The organism is Bacillus sp. FJAT-52991 (assembly GCF_037201805.1).
GTDB lineage: Bacteria > Bacillota > Bacilli > Bacillales > Domibacillaceae > Bacillus_CE > Bacillus_CE kandeliae.
Genome location: NZ_CP147404.1, coordinates 1908632 through 1933404 on the forward strand (window position 1 = coordinate 1908632; position 24773 = coordinate 1933404).

The 24773-nt window shown below is 37.3% G+C and carries 24 protein-coding genes and 2 pseudogenes; 18 read left to right on the forward strand and 8 right to left on the reverse strand.

The features are described from left to right. Nucleotides 1–316 precede the first annotated feature (316 nt). Nucleotides 317–508 (forward strand): hypothetical protein, encoded by a 192-nt coding sequence (locus WDJ61_RS09740; RefSeq protein WP_338749166.1) that lies wholly within the window; start codon nt 317–319, stop codon nt 506–508. 223 nt (nt 509–731) lie between these two features. Further along, a complete protein-coding gene (locus tag WDJ61_RS09745) occupies nt 732–1364 on the forward strand; it encodes a cupin domain-containing protein (RefSeq protein ID WP_338749168.1) in 633 nt (210 codons plus the stop codon). A gap of 243 nt (nt 1365–1607) precedes the next feature. On the opposite strand, the gene WDJ61_RS09750 is transcribed toward WDJ61_RS09745, so the two are convergent. Beyond that, nucleotides 1608–2903, reverse strand: coding sequence for a VanZ family protein (locus WDJ61_RS09750; RefSeq protein WP_338749170.1), 1296 nt, complete (start codon nt 2901–2903; stop codon nt 1608–1610). Nucleotides 2904–3081: 178 nt separating this feature from the next. On the opposite strand from WDJ61_RS09750, the gene WDJ61_RS09755 reads away from it, so the two are divergent. Next, the gene (locus tag WDJ61_RS09755) at nt 3082–3765 is read left to right on the forward strand and encodes a response regulator transcription factor (RefSeq protein ID WP_338749172.1); all 684 of its coding nucleotides are present in this window, start codon (nt 3082–3084) and stop codon (nt 3763–3765) included. Further along, entirely contained in the window at nt 3759–5030 is a 1272-nt protein-coding gene (locus WDJ61_RS09760; RefSeq protein WP_338749174.1) for a HAMP domain-containing sensor histidine kinase, read from the forward strand. The genes WDJ61_RS09755 and WDJ61_RS09760 overlap by 7 nt, the downstream gene beginning before the upstream one ends. A 243-nt stretch (nt 5031–5273) precedes the next feature. Here the strand turns inward: WDJ61_RS09760 and WDJ61_RS09765 are convergent, their stop codons facing one another. From WDJ61_RS09765 to WDJ61_RS09775, 3 genes are all read right to left on the reverse strand, one after another. Next, on the reverse strand, nt 5274–5519 hold the full coding sequence (locus WDJ61_RS09765; protein ID WP_338749176.1) for a hypothetical protein: 246 nt from the start codon (nt 5517–5519) through the stop codon (nt 5274–5276). 354 nt (nt 5520–5873) lie between these two features. Beyond that, a complete protein-coding gene (locus WDJ61_RS09770) occupies nt 5874–6530 on the reverse strand; it encodes a CPBP family intramembrane glutamic endopeptidase (RefSeq protein ID WP_338749178.1) in 657 nt (218 codons plus the stop codon). A 2-nt stretch (nt 6531–6532) separates the two neighbouring features. Next, nucleotides 6533–7132, reverse strand: coding sequence for a TetR/AcrR family transcriptional regulator (locus WDJ61_RS09775; protein WP_338749180.1), 600 nt, complete (start codon nt 7130–7132; stop codon nt 6533–6535). Between the two features lie 558 nt (nt 7133–7690). Between WDJ61_RS09775 and WDJ61_RS09780 the strand changes: the two genes are divergently transcribed. From WDJ61_RS09780 to WDJ61_RS09800, 5 genes are all read left to right on the forward strand, one after another. Next, nucleotides 7691–8194, forward strand: a complete 504-nt coding sequence (locus WDJ61_RS09780) for an HXXEE domain-containing protein (protein WP_338749182.1) — start codon at nt 7691–7693, stop codon at nt 8192–8194. Continuing rightward, a complete protein-coding gene (locus WDJ61_RS09785; protein ID WP_338749184.1) occupies nt 8191–9006 on the forward strand; it encodes a nucleotidyltransferase domain-containing protein in 816 nt (271 codons plus the stop codon). The genes WDJ61_RS09780 and WDJ61_RS09785 overlap by 4 nt, the downstream gene beginning before the upstream one ends. A 68-nt stretch (nt 9007–9074) precedes the next feature. Continuing rightward, the gene (locus tag WDJ61_RS09790) at nt 9075–9764 is read left to right on the forward strand and encodes an ankyrin repeat domain-containing protein (RefSeq protein ID WP_338749186.1); all 690 of its coding nucleotides are present in this window, start codon (nt 9075–9077) and stop codon (nt 9762–9764) included. After that, entirely contained in the window at nt 9761–11104 is a 1344-nt protein-coding gene (locus WDJ61_RS09795) for an SMI1/KNR4 family protein (RefSeq protein ID WP_338749189.1), read from the forward strand. Before WDJ61_RS09790 ends, WDJ61_RS09795 begins: the two co-directional genes overlap by 4 nt. 235 nt (nt 11105–11339) lie before the next feature. Next, nucleotides 11340–11615 carry a hypothetical protein gene (locus WDJ61_RS09800; RefSeq protein ID WP_338749191.1) on the forward strand — a complete coding sequence of 92 codons (276 nt, stop codon included), beginning with the start codon at nt 11340–11342 and terminating at the stop codon, nt 11613–11615. A gap of 239 nt (nt 11616–11854) precedes the next feature. Here the strand turns inward: WDJ61_RS09800 and WDJ61_RS09805 are convergent, their stop codons facing one another. After that, nucleotides 11855–12616: a glycosyltransferase gene (locus WDJ61_RS09805; RefSeq protein WP_338749193.1), complete on the reverse strand. Its 762-nt coding sequence runs from the start codon at nt 12614–12616 to the stop codon at nt 11855–11857. Nucleotides 12617–12958: 342 nt separating this feature from the next. Between WDJ61_RS09805 and WDJ61_RS19055 the strand changes: the two genes are divergently transcribed. Together WDJ61_RS19055 and WDJ61_RS09810 are read left to right on the forward strand one after the other, a co-directional pair. Beyond that, entirely contained in the window at nt 12959–13057 is a 99-nt protein-coding gene (locus WDJ61_RS19055) for an excalibur calcium-binding domain-containing protein (protein ID WP_413789003.1), read from the forward strand. A 205-nt stretch (nt 13058–13262) separates the two neighbouring features. Continuing rightward, complete coding sequence (locus WDJ61_RS09810) at nt 13263–13949, forward strand: hypothetical protein (protein ID WP_338749195.1); 687 nt, start codon at nt 13263–13265, stop codon at nt 13947–13949. Between the two features lie 215 nt (nt 13950–14164). Here the strand turns inward: WDJ61_RS09810 and WDJ61_RS09815 are convergent. Next, nucleotides 14165–14260: pseudogene (locus WDJ61_RS09815) on the reverse strand (transposase); the annotation flags it as partial. A gap of 213 nt (nt 14261–14473) precedes the next feature. Between WDJ61_RS09815 and WDJ61_RS19060 the strand changes: the two are divergent. Beyond that, on the forward strand, nt 14474–14860 hold the full coding sequence (locus tag WDJ61_RS19060) for a UPF0715 family protein (protein WP_413789004.1): 387 nt from the start codon (nt 14474–14476) through the stop codon (nt 14858–14860). A gap of 130 nt (nt 14861–14990) precedes the next feature. Here the strand turns inward: WDJ61_RS19060 and WDJ61_RS09820 are convergent, their stop codons facing one another. Then, the gene (locus WDJ61_RS09820) at nt 14991–15401 is read right to left on the reverse strand and encodes a hypothetical protein (RefSeq protein ID WP_338749197.1); all 411 of its coding nucleotides are present in this window, start codon (nt 15399–15401) and stop codon (nt 14991–14993) included. A gap of 254 nt (nt 15402–15655) precedes the next feature. On the opposite strand from WDJ61_RS09820, the gene WDJ61_RS09825 reads away from it, so the two are divergent. The 5 genes and pseudogenes from WDJ61_RS09825 to WDJ61_RS09840 all read left to right on the forward strand — a co-directional run bounded on the left by WDJ61_RS09825 (nt 15656) and on the right by WDJ61_RS09840 (nt 21339). Further along, a complete protein-coding gene (locus tag WDJ61_RS09825; RefSeq protein ID WP_338749199.1) occupies nt 15656–16168 on the forward strand; it encodes a DUF3231 family protein in 513 nt (170 codons plus the stop codon). A 246-nt stretch (nt 16169–16414) separates the two neighbouring features. Then, nucleotides 16415–17821, forward strand: a complete 1407-nt coding sequence (locus tag WDJ61_RS09830; RefSeq protein WP_338749201.1) for a sigma-54 interaction domain-containing protein — start codon at nt 16415–16417, stop codon at nt 17819–17821. A 219-nt stretch (nt 17822–18040) separates the two neighbouring features. After that, on the forward strand, nt 18041–19543 hold the full coding sequence (locus WDJ61_RS09835) for an aminotransferase class I/II-fold pyridoxal phosphate-dependent enzyme (protein WP_338749203.1): 1503 nt from the start codon (nt 18041–18043) through the stop codon (nt 19541–19543). Between the two features lie 126 nt (nt 19544–19669). Next, nucleotides 19670–19795, forward strand: a pseudogene (locus WDJ61_RS19065) (RNA-guided endonuclease TnpB family protein); the annotation flags it as partial. Between the two features lie 53 nt (nt 19796–19848). Then, complete coding sequence (locus tag WDJ61_RS09840) at nt 19849–21339, forward strand: amino acid permease (RefSeq protein ID WP_338749205.1); 1491 nt, start codon at nt 19849–19851, stop codon at nt 21337–21339. A 224-nt stretch (nt 21340–21563) separates the two neighbouring features. Here the strand turns inward: WDJ61_RS09840 and WDJ61_RS09845 are convergent, their stop codons facing one another. After that, the gene (locus WDJ61_RS09845; RefSeq protein WP_338749208.1) at nt 21564–23165 is read right to left on the reverse strand and encodes an amidohydrolase; all 1602 of its coding nucleotides are present in this window, start codon (nt 23163–23165) and stop codon (nt 21564–21566) included. Nucleotides 23166–23407: 242 nt separating this feature from the next. On the opposite strand from WDJ61_RS09845, the gene WDJ61_RS09850 reads away from it, so the two are divergent. Then, nucleotides 23408–24646, forward strand: coding sequence for a MerR family transcriptional regulator (locus WDJ61_RS09850; protein ID WP_338749210.1), 1239 nt, complete (start codon nt 23408–23410; stop codon nt 24644–24646). Nucleotides 24647–24773 lie beyond the last annotated feature (127 nt).

Genomic DNA, 24773 nt, shown 5'->3' on the forward strand with positions numbered 1-24773 from the left:
AGTCGCTTCATCACCATTTTATAGTGAAAGAAATTGAAACTTTTTATCTTCTGAAACGTAGTAATTTGTAAATAAATATTTGGAGTTGATATCTTGAGTATCGCAGTCTGGGTTGCTATTTTTGCTGGTTTCTTTGGAGTTCTAATTGCTTTTAGCAGCAATAAGAAAAAGAAATAGAGTAAAAAGGAGATCAAAGGGATTGGTCTCTTTTTTAATAAAAGAATTACCTCAATTGCTACACATTTTGCGTCTAACCTGACAACAGAAACACATATTTTTCTCTTATGAGTATATTGTCAAAAACGAGGTGTGGGATATGGATATCGAACAAGATCATACTGACTTTGTTATTTTTTTGTTAGATACCATCACAATTCTCATAGTTGAAGATAACCCTGTAGTTGGAATAGCTTTAGTTGCTTTACTTAAGATCCTTACGGAAGACAAAATTATTAGAATATCTTTGATTTTATTAATCATCGCTTTAGCTATAACTAAGACAGAGTAATACAACTGGCTAGGTATTCATTCTTCTCGTTCTAATACTGCGCAGGCTCTTTTTCCTCCATCCGAACTTGCTCATACTAGGATGTTCCTCCTTTGCGTTTTCATCGAAATGTGTAACAAACTAATTTCCTTTAGGCCTTGATTAAGGTCAGTACATGCACTATTACTACGTATTTTCATAATTTATTTAAGAAAATTAATTTAAAACAAAGGATTGAATATAAATGGTTTCTTATTTGGATTATACTTCTCCATCCGTACGTTTCTCTTTTGATGTCAATCAAAGTCCATTAATGAAAAAAGATAACCAAAACTATATTAATGTATTAGGTATCCAACAATTAAACACACTGGAAAATGTCTCCTTACTCGATATTTTTCTTAGTTCCAACAATGTTATAGAACCACATTATCACCAAAATGCTGCAGAGTTAGTCTATTGTATTTCTGGCGCTGCTACTGTTTCATTATTAAATCCATTTACAAAGCAAATTCAAAATTATTCTATTACACCGGGACAAGTAGCAAATGTTCCGCAAGGTTGGTGGCATTATGAAGTAGCTAATGCAGATAACACACATTTATTAGCTATATTTAATGCACCGACGCCTGAAGTCATTCTAGGATCAGATATTCTGAAGTTAACTCCTGCGAATATCATGGCTCACACCTATTGTTTGGATGAAAAACAATGGAAGAAAGCTGTGGCACCTGTTCAACCGGCAACATTTATTGGTCCGCCTAGTAACTGCAACAGGGTCGATGAAAACACTTCATGGCAACGTCAACATGCTAGAAACTACTACACCGATCAAAGATATACACCTCAAACATATAACCAGCATTATTACTACTGAGTACTATTTCTCTAGTCATATTGTTTGAAAGGTTTTTTCCAGAAAACCAAAAGGCACAAGTCAATAACACAAATGAATGTGATTAAATTAAGAGAGTAGTTATATAAAAGTAACTACTCCCTTAGTTTATTGTACGTTTTGTATCGAAGGTGTCATTCCTTAGCCGCTCCATCCAGTAACGATGATTACAAGAAAAATAATTATCACTTCTCTGAGTCTAGCTAGTTCTTAGAATAAGGTATATTATTTAAATTCATAAATAATAATAGATTTAGCAATAAACTCTTCGCCTTGTTTTACTCCCGTGATAAGGAGTGGCTGATCTATCTCTAAATCTGCTCTAGTGACGTTTTCGTCTTTATATGTTTTCCCCATATCTTTACTCGTTCGTTTTATATAACTCGTTGTATCTTCTAGTTTCACATCGAATTTTACAATGTTCTTACCTAAACCAGTAGTCGCAACGGAACTTCCATTTTCTAATTCTTGAGTCGTAACAAGATTTATCGTTAAGTCTTTTCCGTTTATATGTAATATATTTCCCTCAATTTCCTCTTCATTACCATCTGTTTTAGGTGGATCATTTTCTTTCGATTTTGGATTTTTTTCAAAGGTTAAAGAACCACCTTCTGAAGCAACTGAATCCCAGATGACAACAACCTCTGCTGTTTGTTGATCAGGCTTTAACCAAAGCCTGACATTAGCATTTTTCTTTATTTGATCAAATTCGCTTTTTTTCATTTCTGTATATGTAATGACTTCCTCTGTTTCTTTCATTTGAGATGTTTGGAAAAATATTTTAGTTTCATCATTTACTGCAACATTATTTCTTTCTAAAAATTCATTACTCTTTTCATTATCAGAAAGAAACCCCTGATAATACTCTATACTTAACGGATCTATTCTAATAAGGGTCCCTTGTCCATCCGGCTCACGAGTTGGAATATGTTCATTCCCTATAAAATGTGTTGTATCGTTCGTTAAACCTAGTAAATTTCCAAACTGAACTTTTGCTACGTAATAAGAAGGGACACTTATAAGTACTACGAAAGTTAAAACAACGCATTGAATGATAAATGTTTTTTGTTTCATCATACGTGATAACAAATAATAGAAGAAAACACCTAATCCTCCTCCTGCTGTATTCAATAAAACATCATCTATATCCGCACTCCCTAATGCTAATACATATTGAAGAGTTTCAAAAAGTACACTTACACTAATCGATGTGATGATGACTAAAACGTACCGATTTCTCATTTTCTCAAAAAGAGTAGGTAGTAATAGCCCTAAAGGAATAAAAACAACGACATTCCCTAAAATATTAGATACTCCCCATAACCAATTATCTGATTGTAATACCGTTTTAAAATCAGCAAAGATTTTAAAAGGAATGAGATTATACGAACGAAATGTACTTAACTCTACAGTAAATAACTGTAGAAAAGAACTATGTTTAAATAATATGATCTTCAGTAGACAAACAAGATACATCACGAAAATGATATACAATAATCCCTTAACTAGTTTCTTTTGCATGTTTCAAACCACACTTTCTATATATATGCTCTTGATACTATTCATTCTATTGATGAAATCTCTAAAGATACTGGAATATTTCATACAAAAAATAAAGGATTTTTAGAGATTTCATTGCTATACTGTTTTTGGGATATATTATATTGAAATATTCTAAATATATAAAGGATGTTATGAAATGCGTATTTTACTTATAGAAGATGATATCGATTTATGCCAAACAATTTATTTACAATTACTGAACCAAGGATATTATGTGGATCGCTATCATAATGGAGAAGATGCTCTTCATTATGCTCTAAAATCGAACTACGATTTAATTATCTTAGATCGCATGCTTCCTATAATAGATGGTTTAAGTATCACACAAGTCCTGCGTAATAAACAAATTAATACACCTATTATTATGGTTACTGCCATGAGTGAAATTCATAATCGAATAGAGGGTTTAGATGCTGGGGCAGACGATTATCTTATAAAACCATTTGCTATGGAAGAATTATTTGCTCGAATTCGTGCTCTTGTTAGACGTCCTTCTAAAATTGAAAATATTGAAATACTTACTTTCTCAAACATAACATTAGATACTACTAATAAGCTGTTAGTTTGTAACGATAAGAAACTCTCTCTATCAAAACGAGAAATAGAATTGCTCGCTTTTCTCATCAAAAATAAAAATATCCCTGTTTCGAGGGAGCGCATACTAGCACATGTATGGGGGGCTGATACTACAGTAGAAATGGGAAATCTTGATAACTATATCCATTTTTTAAGAAGAAGATTAAGAAATGTAGGCAGCGTTGCTATCATAAAAACGATTTACGGTGTTGGTTATCAATTAAAAGAAGCTGAAACATGCTGAAACATGCAAAAAGAAATCTCATACTGTTATATACGATTTCTACTGGAATGATTCTAACATTAGTCATAGGTTTGCTTTTCTATTCTTCCATTAAACAAGCTATTACGTTTGAAAAAAACATATTTCAAAATGCAATTTTTTCTGTAAATTACTTCATTCAAAACGAGACAGACTTGACGCATTCTCAGTTATCCGAAATAGAAAATCAAACACATGTCATGATTGATATTCAAGAAATAGACCCATCCTATAAAGGTTCATTATCTTCCAAAACAAATAGAGAATTTTTATTCAAAACTTTAAAAAATGAGCTAAATAAAATTGTCATTGCAGTTAACCTTTTTGAAGATTCAGTATATAAAAATCCTATTGTCACGATAAAAGGTGAGAAGCATGATTATTATTATGGAACCAGTCTGACATTCCCTAATGAAAAAGAGACAATATATATACTTTATTACTTAGATTTCTCTAAAATAATATCTTTGAAAACAGTACTCACTTATATATTTATTGAAGTAATTGGATTACTACTTCTATTTCTTCTAAGTAACATACTAGTGAAAAAGGCCTTAATTCCTATTGACATCAATATTCAAAAACAAAAAGAATTTGTAGCAGCTGCATCGCATGAGTTAAAGTCTCCATTAGCTGTCATTCAAGCAAATGCTTCTGCGATTAAATTCGAGCCTTCTCAAGCTAGTTTTTACATAAAAGGTATTCTAAATGAATGTCAACGAATGTCTCGATTAATACAAGATATGTTATTCCTAGCCTCCAATGATTCTCATCGTTGGACGATCAAAAAAGAGCTCATAGATACTGAAACATTTTTAATTGAAACATACGAAACTCATATATCGTATTGCCATGAAAAAAAACAAATACTGACACTTGATTTACCAAAAGAAGAATTACCGCCTTTTCATGCCGATAAAGAACGATTATCGCAAGTACTTGCTATTCTTTTGGATAATGCGATCAGCTATTCTCCAGCCAAAAGTGTGGTTACTATTCGTTCCTTCATTCAAAATGATTCAATAGTTTTTGACATTGAAGATCATGGTCTGGGCATCCCTAACACTGCAAAAGAATATATCTTTGATCGTTTTTATCGAGCAGACCCATCCAGATCAGATAAGAAACATGTTGGATTAGGTTTAAGTATTGCACTGGAAATTGTGAAATTACACAATGGAAAAATTTCATTAAAAGATACCGTACATGGTGGGTGTACTTTTAGTGTTGAACTTCCCATTGAATAAAAAGTAGGAATAAAACCTAATTGAGACTGGGGTAAAACTTTGAAGCATGATGTGATATTTACAATTCTAGCTTGTATATGCTAAAACATAAAAACTCCCCCGTATGCTTATATTTTGGTTAGCGAACCCAAAATAGTTCAGCACCTCAGGGGAGTCTTTTAATACCACAGTAAAAATTACCAACTTTATTTTTCATATTATTTAATCCAACCGATTGATCATTGGAGCCAGCCATTTCACCCACTATTCTTCTTGAATAAACTTCACCTCATCATATCCGCAATGATTACAATAAATTAAATGAGGACAAATCTGATCCTTCGTTGTATTGGGGTAGCCATCCCCCATCTTTACTGTTTCTTCATCATTATAATGACCATAAGGGTCTAAAAAATCGGATACTTTGCCTGAGTCGTCTAATCGGGAACTGCATTCTGGACAATACAATTCTAATTCCTTAAATGCGTTACATAAAGGGCACATATTCATTCGTATCACCTCTTTTTGTTTTCAAACTTAGTATCCATTTTTTTATTGATACTATGTAATATACAAGTTGTTTAGCATTTATCCTGTATCACTACTTTTGACAAATATAACAGGACACCAAGCTCTAAAGGTTTGGTGTCCTAGTTTTTTCCATTAAATTTCCATGTTAATGTAGTTAATTCTGTTTACTTTTTCTAACCATTGAATAGATAACTTAATGGTATTAAGAAAAAAGGTTCTACTTATGTCCCCTAGTGGACTGAAAGAACAAATTATCTTCCATTGTCTTTCTCTATGTATTCTTTTATCTTTTTTTACCAGTTGGCACCGAAAATCCCTCTTAGAAAATTTAGATCACACATTAGGAGGTACATACAAATTTAAAAAGACGGGTACGGTCATTATTCCTATATCTACAAAAAAATGCGAAAGTATCACCCATCTTAAACTTTGCGTTTGAAAATATGTATAAGACCAAACCACACCCAATATCGTTAAATAAATAAACACATGGTAATGGGCATTGGCAATAGAAAATACGCCCCACATCAATGGATGACTAAGTACAAAGAAAATCGTTGAATACGCCATAGCGATCCATTTAGGAAACAGTTCCATTGCAGCGTCTAATAATAGACCCCTCCAATACAATTCTTCAAAAAATGGATTGATGATGGCAAATAATAGCCAAAGAACGACTAGCCAAATAGAGTTAAATAACTCATAGTTCGTCATAACCACAGACATAGGGAAAAAACCAAGGATGAGGCTGAAAAATACCATTAACTTTGATGGTTGCGGCTTTTTTAACCAATCTTTAATTTGCTTATTTCCTTTAAAATATTTTATACAAATACCAAGTGAACTCCAATAAACAATAGCAAGCGGAACCCATGCCCACTCATCGATTACCTTTGAACACGTCGTTGCTGTGATGAAGCCTAGTAAAATGACCACGATCGGTGAGACTAGAATGAAGTTCCTTTTCCTATTTTTAATGTTTAAAATCACTTTTACTCTCCCCTTTTCCGAAAAATATTGATAATCATCATCGGATCAGGCATGGGGCATTCCTGCCATTGAATTTTATTAATAGCTAACCCTTGGATCAAAGCATAATAAGTGACAGTTAATTGTATTGGATCAGCTTGAATGATTTCTCCCTCTCTCTGTCCCGCAATGATTAAAGGAGCAGTTACTTCCACTGGCGAGGACATTTTTAACGTTTCTTTCACTTCTTCTGGAACCGCATCTGACGTACTAGCTTGAATCATAATTAGGAAAAGAAGGACCTCTTCGCCGCTCCCAATACTTTCTATCATTTGTTCAGTCATCCATTGTAACTTTTGTAAAGGTGTCCCTTCTCGCTGATTTGCTTGCTGAATTATATCCATTGAATTTTCCGATGCTTTTTTAACCAAAGTCGTAAAGATTTCTTCTTTTGATTTAAAATAATGATAAACAAGCCCATGACTTAAGCCAGCTTCTTTAGCAATATCACTAATTTTTGCTGCGGCCATCCCTCTGCGTGCAAATACTTGAGCCGCCGCTTGTAAAATTTGTTCACTTCTAGCATCTCGAATTTGTTTATTTTGTTCATCCTGTCTCGGCATTATGTAGACTCCTTTTTTTGATTGATTAATCAGTCAATATTATTTCTATGTATAATCATAACCTAAATATTTCCTAAGTCAATCCTTTTGGGGATTAGATTTGATGAATAAATAGAAGAAAAGCCCCCGATCCGTTAAATAACTCCTCCTGAACTAGTTTCAAAATGGATTTTTGATGGTTTATATACAGTCGTCAATGCGCTGCTCCACGCCTGCCACCAGTAAGATTAAGCCATCCGTAGACAAACTCTTGATCTGTGATTCTATTAATAAGCCGAACTGAATTTCCCTATCACGATCTAAAATTTTTTGTTAATTTGATGGCCCATTAGGTTCGCCGGTGTTATTTTTTGATATGTATGTTAACATCCTTTTTATTACAAGTTGCTTTACCTATTCTATGAAAAAAATCCCCCCTTCTCTTGCCACAAAATCGCCCCCCTTATCCATCTCCATAGTTCCCCACCAAAATAATTGGTATAATTAGGATCATCGAGACATCCATCATTAAACTAGCATTCAATCTAACGCACTTCTTATTGAAATGGAGACTTCCCTATGCACAAAAACCTTTTTTACAAAATACTGTGGGCACTCCCGATTATTTTTGCCATACATAATGTCGAAGAACTCCCCCAGTTAGGAAGCTGGGCGAATGAACATTTAGCAGGTGAGTCTTTTGCATTTTTGCGAGAGTTATATTCTTTTCATTCCTTAGCGTTTGCGATGGTCCTGTTAACGGTCGTCGTGGCGGTAGTGGTTATCCTTGAGTATAAATTTAGAAATAAGCTCACCTTCATGTTAACCATGCTGAGTGCCTGTTTATTGCTTATTAATGGATTGACTCACATCGTTCAATCGATGGTTTTTCAAAGCTATATGCCTGGGTTAATATCTGCGGTTTTATTGTTAATTCCATATATGTCCTTTGTATTGTACCTTTCAATGAAAGCGAATCGCATTCGATTAAGAACAATTGGTTTCTATCTTGTGATTAGCGTCATTGTGATGGTACCGATTATTTTTATTTTTCTAATTCTATCAAGGTGGGTCATGAGATGAATGAAAATGTAAACATACCAAACGAAGTAAACTCATTATTACTAGATTATACGAACTTGCTGGAGGCTGAATTGTCTGATGTGATCTATGGAGTTTACCTTTATGGTTCGATTGCTCTATCAGCATTTGATGAACGAAAGAGTGATGTTGATTTTATAACGATTTTAAAAAGAAGTTTAACAAATACAGAGTTAGATCGTTTAAGTAAACTTCACCAGAAAGTGAAAAAAATGAATCCTCTTGCTGAGAAACTGGATGGAATGTACATCTGTTTAGCGGACATCGGTAAGGAAAATAACGATTTACAACCTTACCCCTGTTGTGCAAGTGGAACATTTAAGAAATCTCAATACTGGGATATCAATCATGTGACATGGTGGACACTAAAACATCATGGTATATCAGTCATAGGCGTCAACTTGGACGAGCTAAAGATTCCTACAATCTGGTGCGATGTTGAAAAGACAATGAGCTATAACGTAAACAAATATTGGGCTAATAAAGCCAAGATCGGCTGGTATTTCCTGTTGGATGATGGGGTTGAGGATGCAGTATTAACCACGTGTCGAATCTATTGTTCGTTAAAGTATAAGAAGATTATTCCGAAAGAGAAAGCAGTCGAATATGCGTTACAAACGCTCCCAAACAAATGGAATTTACTGTTTAAAGAAGCTTTGCGATTACGACATGACGACCATACAAGCTCGTTCTTTTCATCAAGGTGGAAACGAGCGAAAGAAACAAAGAAATTTCTACTGTATATGATTAATGACTGCAACGTGAAATATATAAACAATAAAGTAAAGCAATAGGCTTTAACTTTGCATTTTTGTAAAACTGAAAATGGAGCTTTTTTATTTACTAGAAAGGAAGAATGCGATTGTCTATATTTGAAGCGATTAAAGCAAAAGAGTGGGAAAAAGTAATCGAGCTAGCAAAAGGTGAACAGCGAAACGCTCAAGATGCTTCTTGGCGTACACCATTGCATGTAATGATTACTCACAAATGTCCGGCGAATTGGATAGAGGCCTATCTTCAGCTGGAGCCTAATCTTGAAATAAAAGATAAACTCGGTGAAACAGTTCTTAGTAAAGCGATTAAGTTTGGAAATAGCGAGGTAGTCGAACTGCTCATTCAATATGGAGTACAGTTGAATCATCCGAAAGGTATTCGTTATACCCCATGGTACCAAGCGCGCTATGATAAAAAGATAGCGGATCTTTTAATCGAGACAGAAGATGCCTTTCGATTAACTTTAACCAAACAAGAACAATCCTTGATTGATGAACTGCTATATGAGGAATCAGCGGAGATTCTTATGAGGAAATTAGAGTATTTGAATTCGTCGGAGCTTATTCATGCTTATGTGATGCAGTTTAATTGGGATGATGACTTATGGCCGCTGGAATGGTTACTACATAACCGAACGGTTCACCTTGTGACAACGATGGAAATGTATGATCTTCTCGGAGTCAATGAAATTTTAGAAGATACTGCCTATCGATCAGAGGAAGCTGACCAGCTCGCTCTTAAAATCATAGACCAGCTTCTAGGGGGAAAAATAAGATGAGCATATGGGTAAAAGAATGCCTGCAACAAATCGACGACATGGTGTTAGCGATGAAAGATGCAGGAATGGACATTGTTCGTTACGAAAAAGCGGAAGGAATGAGTAATAGTGAGCTGACCGAACTGGAACAACAGCTTGGAGTCACCTTACCTGAAAAATTACAGGAGCTATTGCAAAGTTGCCGCCATCTCACTTATCTTTGGGATTTCCCAGACTCTGTGATGGAACCAGATACTTTACCAGCTATGAGTGGAGAAATGGGCTGGAGCTCCATTGAAGTCGGCTGGTTTGAAGACCCAACAGATCTGGAATGTGTAGGAGAATTGGATGATCGACGGTACCTTTCCTTCAGCAGCTCCGGAGCGGGTAACCCAGTGATGTTGGACATAAAGAACGATTTTTCTGTTGTTTGTTTTTTGCATGAAGAAGGCGAAATCGTCACTTTAGCACCGAATTTAGAAGCCTTTATTCGAACGATTATTCAACTGTATGGAGCTTGGATTTGGGAATGGACGGATGTGACAAATGAACATGGCATTGACTTAAAATGTGAAGCGCTGCAACAGTGGCAAACGTGGATGACTCGCTTTCTAAGCATTTCATTAGAAGCAGCAACAAGCTTAGAGGAATTAATTGAGTATACGCTTTATCATGGCATTGAATTAGAAAAGGTTCAACAGGCGTATGAAGCTTATGATCGATTCGACATTTTCAAAGCTTGGTATGATCGAATGGTGTGTGATCCTTCCCACTTTTCCTATTGGACCAAAATGATGGGAGCCACCGCAAAGAAAGGTGCGGCAGATTGGGTTCGAGCGTTATGGGAACCGGACATGTTTGACATGTACTTAAATGGCGAGGCTCCATTTGTTCAAACAGAAGATGAATTAAGAAGCATTCGAGCTCGTTTAAGTTATGATGCTTTACCAGAGAAAGAAGCGCTTGATCATATTTTTCAAGATTTAGAACTTCAAGCTTCAAAGTATAACCAAAAGATCGATGGGTTTGACGCGAACGCCCAATTAGCTAAATTTCATTCTCAGCGAGTCATTTCATGGATGAAAAATTGGGTACGAAATCCGATTGATGGTTGGGATTCTTTATTCACCAGTTCGAAACCTACCGTAGCCATATTAATGGAATGGCTAGATGAGTCAGAAATCTGCGAGAAAGTCGCAGTTAATGCCCTATGTATGATGTTAAAAAAAGACGCCTTGCCTATCATGAACGAAATGGACAGCGAAGCCTTACAAACAAAATTGGTTCATATCCAAGACAAGGCCATCTTACGTACTTATAAGCGAAAAATTGAAGAGATTATAGAGCAGCTTCCTTATTAATAGGTAGAAAAAACAAAACGGCAAAAGCCTGTATCGTCAATGACTAAATAATGACCGATACAGGCTCTTTTTTATTTTTTGTTATGAAAAAGGACAAAAACGTATATTATAAACCATATATAGAAAAATTAAAAGCGCCTATATAAAAATGTCGATAAATTGACTAAAAAATAATATTTAAAATTGACAATTTTGTGAATTTAATGAATAATATATTTAAAGGAGGATGAGTGAAATGAAATCTAACGTTAAAATACTAAATGCTGTGAAATATGTTTGTGGAACGGTACTTTCAATTGGAATTATTACTTTTTTACTCGGTTTTTTTGAAAGCGGTTTCAGCGTTTTGACTCCTATTGGCATTGGGACAGTTGTTGGAGCTGTGTTCATCTTTCTGATGGGTGTATTCTTTGTAGCAACAGAAGAAATGCTCGATAAAACATATGAAGGGATTAAAGGGATTAAAGGGATTAAAGTAATTCCAATAAAAACGAAAAACGGAGTACTATGACGAACGCTCCTTTTGAGACGTCTTAATAAATATAACCTCAGCGTGCATAAATACAAAATGCTGTAATAAGAAAAACTGTCATGCCTACTGTGAATGACAGATCAATGAAAAAACAGCAAATAAAAAACAAGACCGAAACGATCATCGGTCTTGCTTTTTATTTTTGTCATTATTTACTGAAAATTGAATATAGAATTTTAAATGAATTTATAGGAAAATGTATAATGGTACTTCTATTTTTATCTATCTTGATTTTCATAATATGCTTCATCCGCATATTTCTGGTCTTTTCCTTTAAGATAAGCTAGGATCATTTTCGGACGTTTAAGTAAAACCCAGTCTCCATGTTTATCAAACTTTCTGCTTGAAGTTATCATCCCATTTTGAATCGTCCCGTATTTTTTCCCCTTCTTTTTTCCCCACTCTTTTAATCGTTTAGCGAAATCTGCATCTTCTGCCATAAGCATATCTTCATTAAATCCCTTAATCGATTTAAAATCCTTTTTGTAGCACCAAAAGATTCCCACAGAAATTGCTCCATATTTAAAGAATAGTGGCCCAATTAATAACAAAGTTGAAACAAAAATTCCCAAAGACATTCTTTCAAATTTTCCTGTAACTCCGCCTCCAATGTACTTTCCAGTGATTAAGTTCTCCTCTGCCTTAGACAACACATGTTCGTTCATCTGTGTATCCGCATCAATTGTAACGATGATTTCACCTCTAGCTATTTCAACACCTGCGTTCCTAATCTTAGAAAGGTTTTTATCGTTATTCTTTATTATGATACATTTATACGATTTTGCAATTTCTTCCGTTCTGTCTGTACATCGATTTAACACAACAATGATTTCAACTTGATTTTTAAATAATTTTGAGGCTTTTGAAATAGATTCTAAGCATTTTCCAATGTACTTTTCTTCATTATGGGCGGGTATTACAATTGAAATTTTTATATCCTCTTTATTTTTATCTTCTGAAGAGTTCTCCTTTTCGTTCATACAATATCTCCCCCTTTAAATGAAACAATTTTTATTTCTGTAACTGTGACTTGAAACAAACAAGAGTGAATGATGTCGTAATTAAATCAAATTGGATCTATATCACTTTCTGAAATTTACCTGATGAAATTAAAGCCTATAACAAACACTACCCTTATTAGGAATATTATCACCTTAATTAATTGTATGAACTATTGAAATTTAATATTTTTTCTAACATGTCATTATCTAAAGCTGGGATATGACGGTTAGAAGTCTTTATCGGTACCGAACATTTTGGATCAATAGTTGTCGATGTAAAGTAGAGAAATTACAAATTTCAAATTAAACAATCGGGCGTGATTGTGGAGCAACATAGATAATGATCAAACTATTTTTTTAAGCAACAGATACGAGTCTAAACATGACCGTGATAAAGATGGCTGGGCTTGTGAAAGATAAATAGATTATTTTAAACCCCTGTCTTTTTTAAGGACAGGGGTTTATTATAAACTCAATAAGAACATTCATTCTAAAAGTATAGAAAATTCCCTGTTCCTCTCTAAAACTTTATATCTATCAATTTTCAAGTTTTTTCTAAACATTCTTTTTATTCTACTAGAAACCTGGTAATATATTCTTATCAATGACAAAGTGAGGGATGAAGATGAAGAAATGGTTTATAGCTTTATGTACCGTGATATCTTTGGTGGTTTTCTTGACGATTCCAACTCAAAATGCTGAAGCAAAAAATCCGATTACCCCAAAACAGAGTCGAGTTACCTATACATTGAAAGATGCAAACGGTGTTGCCTACAAAGTTTATTTTGCGGGAGTTGGCGAGAAAAAGGCTACAGCTACTGCTGATAGAGATGATTGGGCGGCAGTAGGTATGGAAGCTGATGAAGGGGACCAATTATATAAAGGCAACTACACATTATATACTCAGAAAATTAAAACTAGCCACATCAAGAAATCCAAGTACTACTTCAAAGATTATTTATTAAATGCTACTAGAAAAACTGTTCACATGTTCCCCTCTAAATATAAGGGACAACCCGATATATTGGCAGTAGCTTATTCTGCCGGAGATAAAGTTGAAGTAGCTGATTGGTTTTATATGAAAAATGGTGCTTTAACAAAGATTATGCATGGTGACACTTTCATGTACTCAAAACGCGCTCAAATTTTAAGTAAAAACAAATTTCAAACGGTTTTATATGATCCTGTAATTAAAAGATGGGACTTCATGACTTTCACCATCGATCCAGTAAAAGAAATAGAAAAAAGGAACTTCCCTCAATATAAAAACCCAAGTGCAGTAATAAAAAATTGGAAAAAGCACTGGCAGTAAGCTCGTTACCACAAGGTGAACTTAATCCTTTTTGTGAAAATTAAAACTTCAAGGGTATCCATACACCTTCTCTAATCTAGAAAAAAGATGATGTCAATGAATAGGCCAAGAATTTTGTTGGCACGTTCATGTTTCTATTTGTTTTACAAAGTAGTTTCTTCTATAATTTGATGCTTGAGGTGGAAGCCAACTTTCTTGAGCGAGCGAAGTTGGACTCATTTTTTCAAGTTTTGTATGATGGCCGTCATTAAAACTTGTGCTTTTACCTTTTGAACTCCACGGTAACGCTCATAGCGCAAACCGTGGAGTTCTTAAATATTAAAGAGCCATTTTACTCTTCACGGGGTAAAATCCGGCTCTTTTTTTGTCGAAATTTGCTTAGCGTGTTTTTTCCGAAATGCTGGCGGTACCCCTTGATATCCTCCTAAATTTAAACTTAAAAACCTGAATAACAAGTCAATGTGATAGTTTCCAAAATAATCCATAGATTTATGTTACAATAATAAGTAACAAGGAGGGATTATATGAACACATTTAAAGCTCTATTATGTTCTTCAGCTCTAATGGCAATCTTTTATACTGTTTTAGAATTTTACAATGTTTTAACTAACGGTGTCACTTTGGGATTACTATGGACTCTAATTTCTGCAACTATCATATTCGCACTTATTTATCTTGTCTTTGCAATACCCCTGAAACTCATCTTGTTAAAGTTCACTAAAACCCAGAAATTTAATATCATTCATCTTTTTGTTTATTTAATAACGTCTCTCTTAGTCCATATTCTTATATATCAATTTTTTAATCAGTTTACTCCATTTTTCCAAAATATTGAACTATTTGCATATGCGTTTGCTTCTTCATTTGTATTTTGGTTTTGGAATTCAATTTTTGATGATAATGACAAGTGAAATCTTTGTCCAATAAACTCCCAAAGCTTTTTAAGCTTACAATTTTAGTATTATCTCAATTCTTTTCATAAGTACCATAAAAAATTTCAAATCCTTATTAACGAATAAAAGAAAGAACTGCACCCTTACATTAAGGAATAATCCGAGTCGTCTTAGCGGTTTCTTCTTCAAGTACCCGAAGCCCTCCAACCGTTTCATAAGCTGCACCAATCGCTACAAGCAAGTCTCCGGTAATAGCGATTTTTTGTTCTTGAAGCAGCTTGATGAGATCCGTTTCGTTGATTTGATTGGTTACAGAAATCGCCTCCACTATTTGGCCAATCGTTCGAATCCAAACACCGGTCAGTATTTGTTGCTCCCCCGCTCCGCTTGTATCATTCTCTATTTGCAAAAGCCCTGATAAGCCTTTAACTTCAATAAGCTGGCCTACTACTTGAACCCAGAGGCCTAATGCCACTTCTTTTTCTAACGCTAACACTTTTTCACTTTTTTCCTTTGTGAGATTGTCTCCTTTATTGCTTGTCTGTTGCTGGTGTTTCATTATGTTCACCATCCCTACATCTCCATCTTCTCTATTTTATGTAAAACACATAGTATGGTGTTGACTTCACGCTGGACAAGCCTCATTATTATAAGTTTTCTCTTTTGAATTTATTCAAAGGATACGCTCTCATCCATTACGAATAAAAAATCATACATTAACAAATACTGATGTTGTTTGAACTCCTTTGAGTGAAAAACTCGACAAGGAGCGTGATTTCAATGAATTTCACTAATAGGATAAGGAGCGTGTTTATGGGTATTTTAAGTGGCAATCCTCAAACAGAACCGATGCATTATGGAGAAGTATTTGCGACTTGGTCTTATTTGTTAGCTGCGAAAGGGGCAGTCGCTGGCTTTCAAACACATCTGAACCATGCTGGAGATGAAGATTTAAAGAAACTGCTTCAGGAAAAGATCGAACAAGCCCGGCAAGAAATTCAACAGGTGGAAACTTTATTAAAAGAAAACGGTGTTGGACTTCCACCAACCCCTCCTGAACGTCCTAACGCATGCTTAGAAGATATTCCAATTGGCGCAAGATTTACGGATCCAGAAATTGCGGCTGGTCTATCGATGGCAATTTCTGCTGGATTAGTGGCTTGTAGCCAAGCGATGGGACAATGTATTCGCGAAGATATTGCGATGATGTTTGGTCAATTTCATATACAAAAAGCGGCTCTCGGAGGAAAAGTATTAAGACTAAATAAAGAAAAAGGCTGGCTCATTCCCCCTCCGTTACATCACCATAAATCTGAAGACTGTTAATTGGACAAGTGCCTCGCTTGGGGCACTTGTCTTTTTTTCTTTCCACAAGAAAAACTTCTCAAAAAATGATTGAAAACTTCTCTCAACTCCCTCATGATAATATTGAATACTTCTGAATAGTTTACTAATTCACATCTTTCTCTATCAGAATATGTAATGATCTATCTATCCGCCGAAAAACCGGCACCTAAATGACAAAAATTCAGCACTTATTGAACACTCAACATAAAAAGGAGAAAGCGAGATATGCTTGTAAATGTAACGGATGCAAAAGAAATGTTTGAAGCGATTTTAAGCACGATCGATGAAGGGATTCATGCGGTCGATGCAAATGGCATAACCATTTTTTATAATCATATTGCAGCAAAGCATGATGGATTAGAGGGCGAAGAAGTACTCGGTAAACATTTATTAGATGTTTTCCCCTCTTTATCTGTTGACACGAGTACATTGATGAAGGTATGTCAAACGGGAGAGCCTATTTATAATCAGCATCAATCGTACCTTAATATTCGCGGTATGTTAATAGATACGGTGAATACTACATTGCCAATCAAAGTGGACAACGAACTAGTCGGTGCTGTTGAAATTGCGAAAAATTTCACGAAAATTAAGCAATTGTCGGAGAAACTGTTAGACTTGCAGGCAAAGGTTGAAACAACAAAAAGTCAAAAGAAACCTGCTAGTCATAACACTGGGGCAAGCTTTCAAATGACGGACATCATCACGAATGATGTGGCATTTAATCAATTAAAATCGACAGCATTAAAAGTAGCAGCAACCACCTCGCCTATTTTGATCTATGGTGAAACAGGGACAGGGAAGGAACTGCTTGTGCAGTCGATTCACAATGCCTCCCCTCGTCAAACTCAGCCTTTTATTGCTCAAAACTGTGCCGCGATTCCCTCTTCTTTGCTTGAAAGTATTTTATTTGGCACAGCGAAAGGAAGTTACACTGGTGCGATGGATCGACCGGGTCTGTTTGAACTAGCAGACGGTGGGACATTGTTTTTAGATGAGCTTAATTCGATGCCGCTTGATATTCAAGCGAAGCTACTACGAGTACTGCAAAACGGTGGCATACGCAGAGTCGGCGGGACGAAAGAATTCGCGGTAAATGTACGAATTATCGCGGCGTTAAATGAACCAGCAGAGCATTGTGTACGTGAAAAAACATTGCGCTCTGACCTTTATTATCGCCTAAACGTCATTCACCTTCATCTTCCACCGCTCAAAGACCGAAAAGGAGACATTCCTTTACTGATGGATCATTTTATTCAGAAGTATAATTTCCGCTTTGGTAAGCTCGTTACAAAGACAACAGAGGAAGTAAAGGCGATACTTGCCCATTATGAGTGGCCCGGAAATGTTCGTGAATTGGAGCATGCGATTGAATCGGCCATGAACTTAGTAGAAGGTGACATGATCATGAAAGAGCATCTCCCCCTTCACATCGTTGAAAGCGATTTCAGCATTATCAATGCCCAAACTCCCGCCTTACAGCCTTTACGGCAAGCATTAGCAGAAACCGAGGAGCAGTTAATTTATCGAGCGTTAGAAGAGACAAACGGAAACATTCAGCAAGCTGCCAAATTGTTAGAAATCCCCCGACAAACGCTGCAATATAAATTAGCTAAATTAAAACTATCTTAACAAACCGCCGAATTTTCGGCGGTTTGTTGCTTTTCGCCTCTATATTTGATTGAAATTCCCTCTCAAGAGACCTATCAAATTCTTAATTTTCAATTATTTTCTCCGTCAGGACAAGCTTTCCTTAATTTGTGTCTAATTTGTGGCATACAACTTGCTATAGAAAATATGTGAGAGCACTCATTCAAAAAATGACTCAAGAAGGATATAGGAGGAAAAAATATGAATCTTACATTAACATTATTTGACCAATCCACTCGTTCAACATTAGACCATTCAGAGGCACCACTTTATGAAGCACTTTGTTTATATGAAAAAAGTAAGCGCACATCGTTACACGTACCGGGTCATAAAGATGGCCGTGTATTTGATGAAGAAGCATTGGATCGTTTTTCAAGCATTTTAAAAATTGATGCCACGGAATCGAAAGGAATTGACGACCTTCATCATCCAACTGATTTCATTAAAGATGCACAAATATTAGCAGCCGATGCTTTTGGAGCGGATCATACCTTTTTTCTTGTAGGAGGCAGTACGATCGGAAATATTGGCGTCGCTCTTACGTTATGCAGTCCTGGTGACAAAATCCTTGTTCAACGCAATATGCATAAATCTGTTTTTCATGGGCTAATGTTAGCTGGCGCTCAACCGATTTTTATCGCTCCAGCCATTGAATCAACAACAAAAGTCGCCAAAGTGTCTGAGCTTGATTTCATCGAGCAAGCTTTAAAGGACAACCCAGATGTGAAAGGTGTATGGATTACCAACCCTAATTACTATGGAATGAGCCAAGATATTTCTCGTTTAGTCGATACTTGTCATCAAGCAGGTGTGCCATTAATCGTGGATGAAGCCCATGGCGCTCATTTTGGACAAGCGGATTTAGTCCCACCTTCCGCACTGTCAAAAGGAGCAGATCTCGTCGTTCAGTCCACTCACAAAATGTTAACGGCGATGACAATGGCCTCCATGCTTCATATGAATGGTGATCTAGTATCCCGCGAAAGATTGGCACAAGTGCTAGGAATGATTCAATCGACGAGCCCTTCCTATCCGCTGTTAGCCTCTCTTGATCTAGCTAGACGTTATCTAGTGATGAATGGTCGCGCGCAATTAACAAAAACCGTCAATCGCTTAGAAAAAAGACGAGTAGAATTAACTCCCGAATTGAAAACGCTTTCCATTTGGGGAGGCAGTGATGAAGTAGATTTTCGAGATCCGCTCAAATGGATTATTTCTAGTGATAACGAAGCCATCTCTGGTTATCAATTGCTTGACTTGTTTTATGAGCAAGGCTGTACAGCGGAAATCAGTGATCCAAGAAATATCGTCTTCTTATTTTCTTTAAATGAAACGCAGGAAGATATTGAAAAAGTCGTGAGAGCTATTCAAGCAATTGATGAGAAACTGCAGCAATGGTCGCCAACTGAATCACAAGAGAAAGGCGAAACTGTGTTGTTTGCTGAAGAAGGCACACTTTACAAGCCGGAAATTTCATTGCGAGACGCCTTTCATATGCCTCGTAAAAAAGTGGCATTACAAGAGGCGGTCGGTTCTCTTTGCGGGGAAATGGTTCTCCCCTACCCTCCAGGTATTCCATTGCTAACACCTGGGGAGCGAATCACTGCTACTCATGTCGAAACGATTAGCCAGTTAAAAGAAATGGGGGCCTATTTCCAAAGTCCTTCTGACGATACGATGAAATCCATTTACGTTCTACGCTAAGAACAGATCCATATTCAGACTGCTATTGTTCCACCTTCATTGTTGGACAACAAATGGAGGTGGATTTTACCTAATGACATGGACAAAATATAGAATTATGATATAAAGAAATATGCCCATTGCGAAGTAAGTACAATCGAGAAGCATTTACGCAAGTTGCAGAGAAACGTTTCTCGCAAATATGAAATGGATAAGGGGGAAAGCCGTTTTGTCAGAACAAGCAACACTATAACAATCGAAAAGCCGTTACGTTTAAAGCAACAAGGCGGAGCGATTTTTATAGGTTTTTGGCAACGGAGCAAAATATGCAAAATAACACCTCACAATCAACGGCTTTAGTTTCAAATGAGACAAATCAGGAGATTAGCCACCAAGCACCGCAAGAGTTACAACGTCATTTGAAATCCAGACATTTAACGATGATTGCCCTTGGAGGAACAATCGGAACAGGGCTGTTTCTTGCCAGTGGCAACTCCATTCATACAGCCGGACCAGGCGGAGCCCTTCTTGCTTATTCGGTCATTGGGTTTATGGTCTATTTTGTTATGACAAGTCTGGCAGAAATGGCCGCCTTTTTACCGGTATCTGGTTCGTTTAGCACCTATGCGACACGATTTGTTGATCCAGCCCTTGGGTTTGCTCTTGGCTGGAATTATTGGTATAACTGGGCGATCACGATTGCTTCTGAGCTAACAGCTGTGGCCTTGCTGATGAAGTTTTGGTTCCCAGATAGCCCTTCTATTCTTTGGAGCGGACTATGTTTAATACTTATCTTTCTATTAAATTACATGTCTGTTAAGGGATTTGGAGAATCGGAGTATTGGTTTTCAATGATTAAAGTGGTCACGGTCATTGTTTTTCTAATCATGGGTGTGATGATGATTTTCGGAATTATCGGTGGCGAGTACGTCGGCTTTAAAAACTTTACGATTGGCGATGCTCCATTTCACGGTGGGTTCATGGCCATTTTAGGAATCTTTATGGCCGCCGGCTACTCCTTCCAAGGGACAGAATTATTCGGAGTGGCTGCTGGGGAAACAGATAACCCAAGTGAGTCGATTCCAAAAGCTGTTCGACAAGTGTTTTGGCGTATTTTATTGTTTTATATTTTTGCGATTTTGGTCATCAGTTTGCTCATTCCATATACGACACCGAGCCTTGCTAGTGAAGATGTTACACTCAGTCCCTTCACGCTCGTGTTTGAGCAAGCAGGGATTGCCTTTGCCGCTTCTGTCATGAACGCCATTATTTTAACATCTGTTCTTTCAGCTGGAAGTTCCGGTTTGTATGCCTCTACACGGATGCTACGGGACTTGGCAAAGGAAGGAAAAGCCCCTAAATTTTTAGCGAAGCTTGATCATCGCGGCGTCCCTGTTCGTGCCTTAATCATAACTTCTCTCGTTGGAACATTGGCTTTTCTCACTTCTTTCTTCGGAGATGGTGCCGTTTATATTTGGTTATTAAACGCATCTGGTATGTCGGGCTTTATCGCTTGGCTTGGCATTTCAATTAGTCATTACCGTTTCAGGAAAGCCTATATTGCACAAGGACGGGATCTTAGTGAACTCCCTTATAAAGCAAAATGGTTCCCATTCGGTCCCATCTTTGCCTTCGGACTATGTCTCATTGTCATCCTCGGGCAAAATTATAGTGCTTTCAGCGGAGACATCGATTGGAACGGCATACTGATCTCCTATATCGGTCTCCCTTTATTCTTAATCGTTTGGCTTGGCTATAAATTCACGAAGAAAACAAAAGTCGTTCCTCTTACACAATGTGATTTTGAGAAGAAATAAATAAGAACATACTTGACTCTGACACCGGCTTAATGGCCGGTGTTTTTATGAAAGCAAACGAATGAGTCAAAAACAACATCAATGAAAGCCCTCCAACTGGAAAGGCTTTTAATTTAGGAAACATAATATGGACTTTATACAGCGGTTTTCAGCACGCTCCAATCTAGCAAGATGAATATCCGCTCCCCCCTTATCCCCTTGTTCTGTCCCGCCTTGCCTTCGTATTATTCAGCTTGATAGACGACCTCCCCATCAATGATCGTCATATGAACAGGAAGGTCGGCGATATCGGCTGGATCAGCTTGCAAAATGCTTCCGTCTAGGATTACTAGATCGGCCAATTTTCCAACTTCAATGCTTCCTTTGTATTGTTCATCAAAGCTAGCGTAGGCCCCGTTCCATGTATAGGCTCGGATCGCCTCCAGTACAGAAACGGTTTGGTTGCTTCCAATCTCTTGTCCCTGTTTGCTCTTCCGGTTCACCGCTGCCTGAATCCCAAACAGCGGGCGGTAATCGGTCACTGGACTATCGGAGCCAGCTGCTGCAACGATGTGATGGTCAAAGAAGTCGCGCAATGGATACATGTGATTCACTCGCTCCCCATAATTATGCACGTAGCCCTCGCCATACTCGTAGAAAAAAGCAGGGTTAGGGATCGGGATGACGCCAAGCTGTTTCATTCGCTCAATCAGATCCGGTTCTGAAATCCCCGCATGTTCAATACGCGGACGGGCATCTGGACGAGAATGCTTCTGCTGGGCCGCCTCAATACAATTCAAGACCACTTCAATCGCCTGATCTCCTTGGGCGTGGGCCGTAATCTGGAATCCTTTTTTGTGCGCTTCTCCTAATCGTCGGTTCAGTTCTTCTTGTGTGTAGTACAAAATACCGTAATCCTCTGGGTTGCTTGTGTACGGCTTACGGGTAGCGATGGTCGGACCGCTGCTGCTGCCATCCGTAAACAACTTTGCTGGTCCGATTTTGAACCGGTCATCTCCTATACCTGTTACCATTCCGGCATGAATCATGCTTTCCAAAAACAGTTCGGGATTGTCCATTGCGCAGACCATCGCATAAATACGCACTTGGACCAAATCTTGCTGAACCGCTTGATACATCGCTCGAAAGCCATCAGAGTCATTGCAACCTGCATCATGGATACTGGTAATCCCAGCCGCTACAAAATCGGCAGACGCGAGCGCCAAGGCTTGAGCGATTTCTTCTTCAGAATAGGTGACTTTCTTGGCAATTTGGAAATGAGCTGTTTCAATTAAACGCCCTGTCAGCTCTCCCTCACTGTTACTTTCAATCATCCCTCCTTTAGGATCAGGCGTATTCCCGTGAATCCCAAAGATTTCGAGTGCTTTTGAGTTGACCACCGAGATGTGGTTACACGCGCGGATAATGATAATTGGGTGCTCTGTTGAAACCTCATCCAATTCTTCTCTAGTCGGATACCGTTGTTCCGCGACTTTGGTTTCATTGAAGCCCCAAGCCCGCACCCATTTTCCTGCCGGGAGCTCGGATGCTTTTTGATGTAAATCCTGAAAAATATCCTGTAATGAATGAATGTGGGCAGCTTTACAACTTACTCCCAACTTGTCGATGCCATAGGCGGAAATATGCAAATGGGAGTCGATAAATCCCGGCAGCAAACTTTTCCCTTTTAAGTCAATGACCTTGGTCTGCGGACCTACAAGACGCTCAATCTCCTCTGAGGTACCGGTAGCAATAATTCGGTTTTCCTTGATTGCAACTGCTTCCAATATTTGATTCTGTTCATCTACCGTAATGACTTCTCCATGAAGAAACACGATGTCAGCCATTCTCAAAACCTCCTAATTCTGTTGAAAAGTTACGTTTTTGTTATTATATAATTCTCAAATATTTAACCGAGTAAAATCGATTCAATATTTTGCTTGCTTCTACTATGCGTAGGGTAACTATAAGGTGTAGAATAACTATAAGGCGTTCAGGTAACCTAATGGCAACTCTTTTATAGTCAGATAATTCTAAAAATTATAGGGTATAGCCCATGTTTTTTCAAGAGAATGAATGGAGGGATTAGATGAGAATCGGTACCTTTGCTAAAAAATTCGATGTCACTATCGATACGATCCGTTATTATATAGAACTCGGACTTGTAATCCCTGTCAAAAAAGATACTCAGTTCGAATTTGATCAGACATGCATAGATGACATGACCTTAATTAAGGAGTTAAAACAATACCAGTTCACCCTGCAAGAGATCCACAAAGTCCTGTCATTCAAACGGATTACCCTGTTTACAGATCAGGAAGATATCGATTACTACATCCAGACACTTCTTGAAAAAAAACAACAGCTACTGCAGGAAAAAAAACAGATCGAACAATCAGCCCGCTTAATCGACGAAAAAATAGACCAATTGTGCAAAATATCGGTAACAGAGAAAGCAACAGGTGTTCCGTTATCCTTTGTTTCCCTCTTTCATTGCCCTACGTGTCAAGAAGCACTGCGGGTTAAAGATGCACAGATACAAGGAGAGTATTTGTTTTGTGGCCAAATGGAGTGCCATTGCGGATATAAAGCAAAGATCGAAGACGGAATTGTGATAACACCCGGCCGTGATCAAACTCCCTCTAACGAATACTATATTTATGACCCGAAGTTGTTTCACGAAATTATGCCGGAGTTCATCACCTTGCTTGAAAAAGGAAGTTTATGGATGTACAAACGAATGGCAGAAGAAGACCTGACGAATCGAGTGGTGATTCAGACCAACGTAGAAACGTTTGTCTTTTCTCCAAAATTTGTAGCTACGCTGCAGCCAAATGTCTTCTATATATTCACGGGAAACAGCTTGGAGATGCTACGCAAATTAAAAGGAAAGATACAACATATGAATCCTCAACTTCCTGTACTATACATGGTAAACAGCGACTTGAGGCTACCGATGAAACAACACTCCATTGATTGTGTCATTGACAGCTTATCATTCAATGAACATTCGCTTTTGAATCATTCGTTTGCCTTGGAAACATTGCTCCCCTATCTGAAGCAGGATAGTTTTATTGTTGGGAATACCTCCTATTACGGGGCACAGGCTAGATCACTTACTAATCTGCTTCACTTCTTCCCCAACTCCCATCCTAAGAACTTGCATAAAGGGTTTGTGGAGGAAAAACTAAATGAAAGCGGATTCAAAATAACAGAGAAAGAATATCTGGGCTTCATCACCAATCCTGGCGAATATGTTGAATTTCATATAAAGAAAGAGAAAATGCATTTTTCTGCCTATGTTGCATCGTTCCAATCAGCGTCTTAGCTATACCTCAGCTTCCCCCACCTTTTATGTTAGTGCAATGTAAGGTAGCGTTAGAAGAATACGGAGTTTTACTTTGTTTTCCCTGCAAAGGTGAAAGGAGAGGAGATGGGTCTCCTCTCCCTAATTT

What these genes read in the sequence shown, in the direction of transcription:
- WDJ61_RS09775 (WP_338749180.1), bottom strand. Translation starts at nt 7,132, where the DNA reads ATGCCGAGACAGGATGAACAAAATAAACAAATTCGAGATGCTAGAAGT.
- WDJ61_RS09835 (WP_338749203.1), top strand. Translation starts at nt 18,041, where the DNA reads ATGAATCTTACATTAACATTATTTGACCAATCCACTCGTTCAACATTA.
- WDJ61_RS09785 (WP_338749184.1), top strand. Translation starts at nt 8,191, where the DNA reads ATGAATGAAAATGTAAACATACCAAACGAAGTAAACTCATTATTACTA.
- WDJ61_RS09830 (WP_338749201.1), top strand. Translation starts at nt 16,415, where the DNA reads ATGCTTGTAAATGTAACGGATGCAAAAGAAATGTTTGAAGCGATTTTA.
- WDJ61_RS09780 (WP_338749182.1), top strand. Translation starts at nt 7,691, where the DNA reads ATGCACAAAAACCTTTTTTACAAAATACTGTGGGCACTCCCGATTATT.
- WDJ61_RS09840 (WP_338749205.1), top strand. Translation starts at nt 19,849, where the DNA reads ATGCAAAATAACACCTCACAATCAACGGCTTTAGTTTCAAATGAGACA.
- WDJ61_RS09805 (WP_338749193.1), bottom strand. Translation starts at nt 12,616, where the DNA reads ATGAACGAAAAGGAGAACTCTTCAGAAGATAAAAATAAAGAGGATATA.
- WDJ61_RS09745 (WP_338749168.1), top strand. Translation starts at nt 732, where the DNA reads ATGGTTTCTTATTTGGATTATACTTCTCCATCCGTACGTTTCTCTTTT.
- WDJ61_RS19060 (WP_413789004.1), top strand. Translation starts at nt 14,474, where the DNA reads ATGAACACATTTAAAGCTCTATTATGTTCTTCAGCTCTAATGGCAATC.
- WDJ61_RS09795 (WP_338749189.1), top strand. Translation starts at nt 9,761, where the DNA reads ATGAGCATATGGGTAAAAGAATGCCTGCAACAAATCGACGACATGGTG.
- WDJ61_RS09750 (WP_338749170.1), bottom strand. Translation starts at nt 2,903, where the DNA reads ATGCAAAAGAAACTAGTTAAGGGATTATTGTATATCATTTTCGTGATG.
- WDJ61_RS09850 (WP_338749210.1), top strand. Translation starts at nt 23,408, where the DNA reads ATGAGAATCGGTACCTTTGCTAAAAAATTCGATGTCACTATCGATACG.
- WDJ61_RS09845 (WP_338749208.1), bottom strand. Translation starts at nt 23,165, where the DNA reads ATGGCTGACATCGTGTTTCTTCATGGAGAAGTCATTACGGTAGATGAA.
- WDJ61_RS09825 (WP_338749199.1), top strand. Translation starts at nt 15,656, where the DNA reads ATGGGTATTTTAAGTGGCAATCCTCAAACAGAACCGATGCATTATGGA.
- WDJ61_RS09820 (WP_338749197.1), bottom strand. Translation starts at nt 15,401, where the DNA reads ATGAAACACCAGCAACAGACAAGCAATAAAGGAGACAATCTCACAAAG.
- WDJ61_RS09810 (WP_338749195.1), top strand. Translation starts at nt 13,263, where the DNA reads ATGAAGAAATGGTTTATAGCTTTATGTACCGTGATATCTTTGGTGGTT.
- WDJ61_RS09765 (WP_338749176.1), bottom strand. Translation starts at nt 5,519, where the DNA reads ATGAATATGTGCCCTTTATGTAACGCATTTAAGGAATTAGAATTGTAT.
- WDJ61_RS09740 (WP_338749166.1), top strand. Translation starts at nt 317, where the DNA reads ATGGATATCGAACAAGATCATACTGACTTTGTTATTTTTTTGTTAGAT.
- WDJ61_RS09755 (WP_338749172.1), top strand. Translation starts at nt 3,082, where the DNA reads ATGCGTATTTTACTTATAGAAGATGATATCGATTTATGCCAAACAATT.
- WDJ61_RS09760 (WP_338749174.1), top strand. Translation starts at nt 3,759, where the DNA reads ATGCTGAAACATGCAAAAAGAAATCTCATACTGTTATATACGATTTCT.
- WDJ61_RS09800 (WP_338749191.1), top strand. Translation starts at nt 11,340, where the DNA reads ATGAAATCTAACGTTAAAATACTAAATGCTGTGAAATATGTTTGTGGA.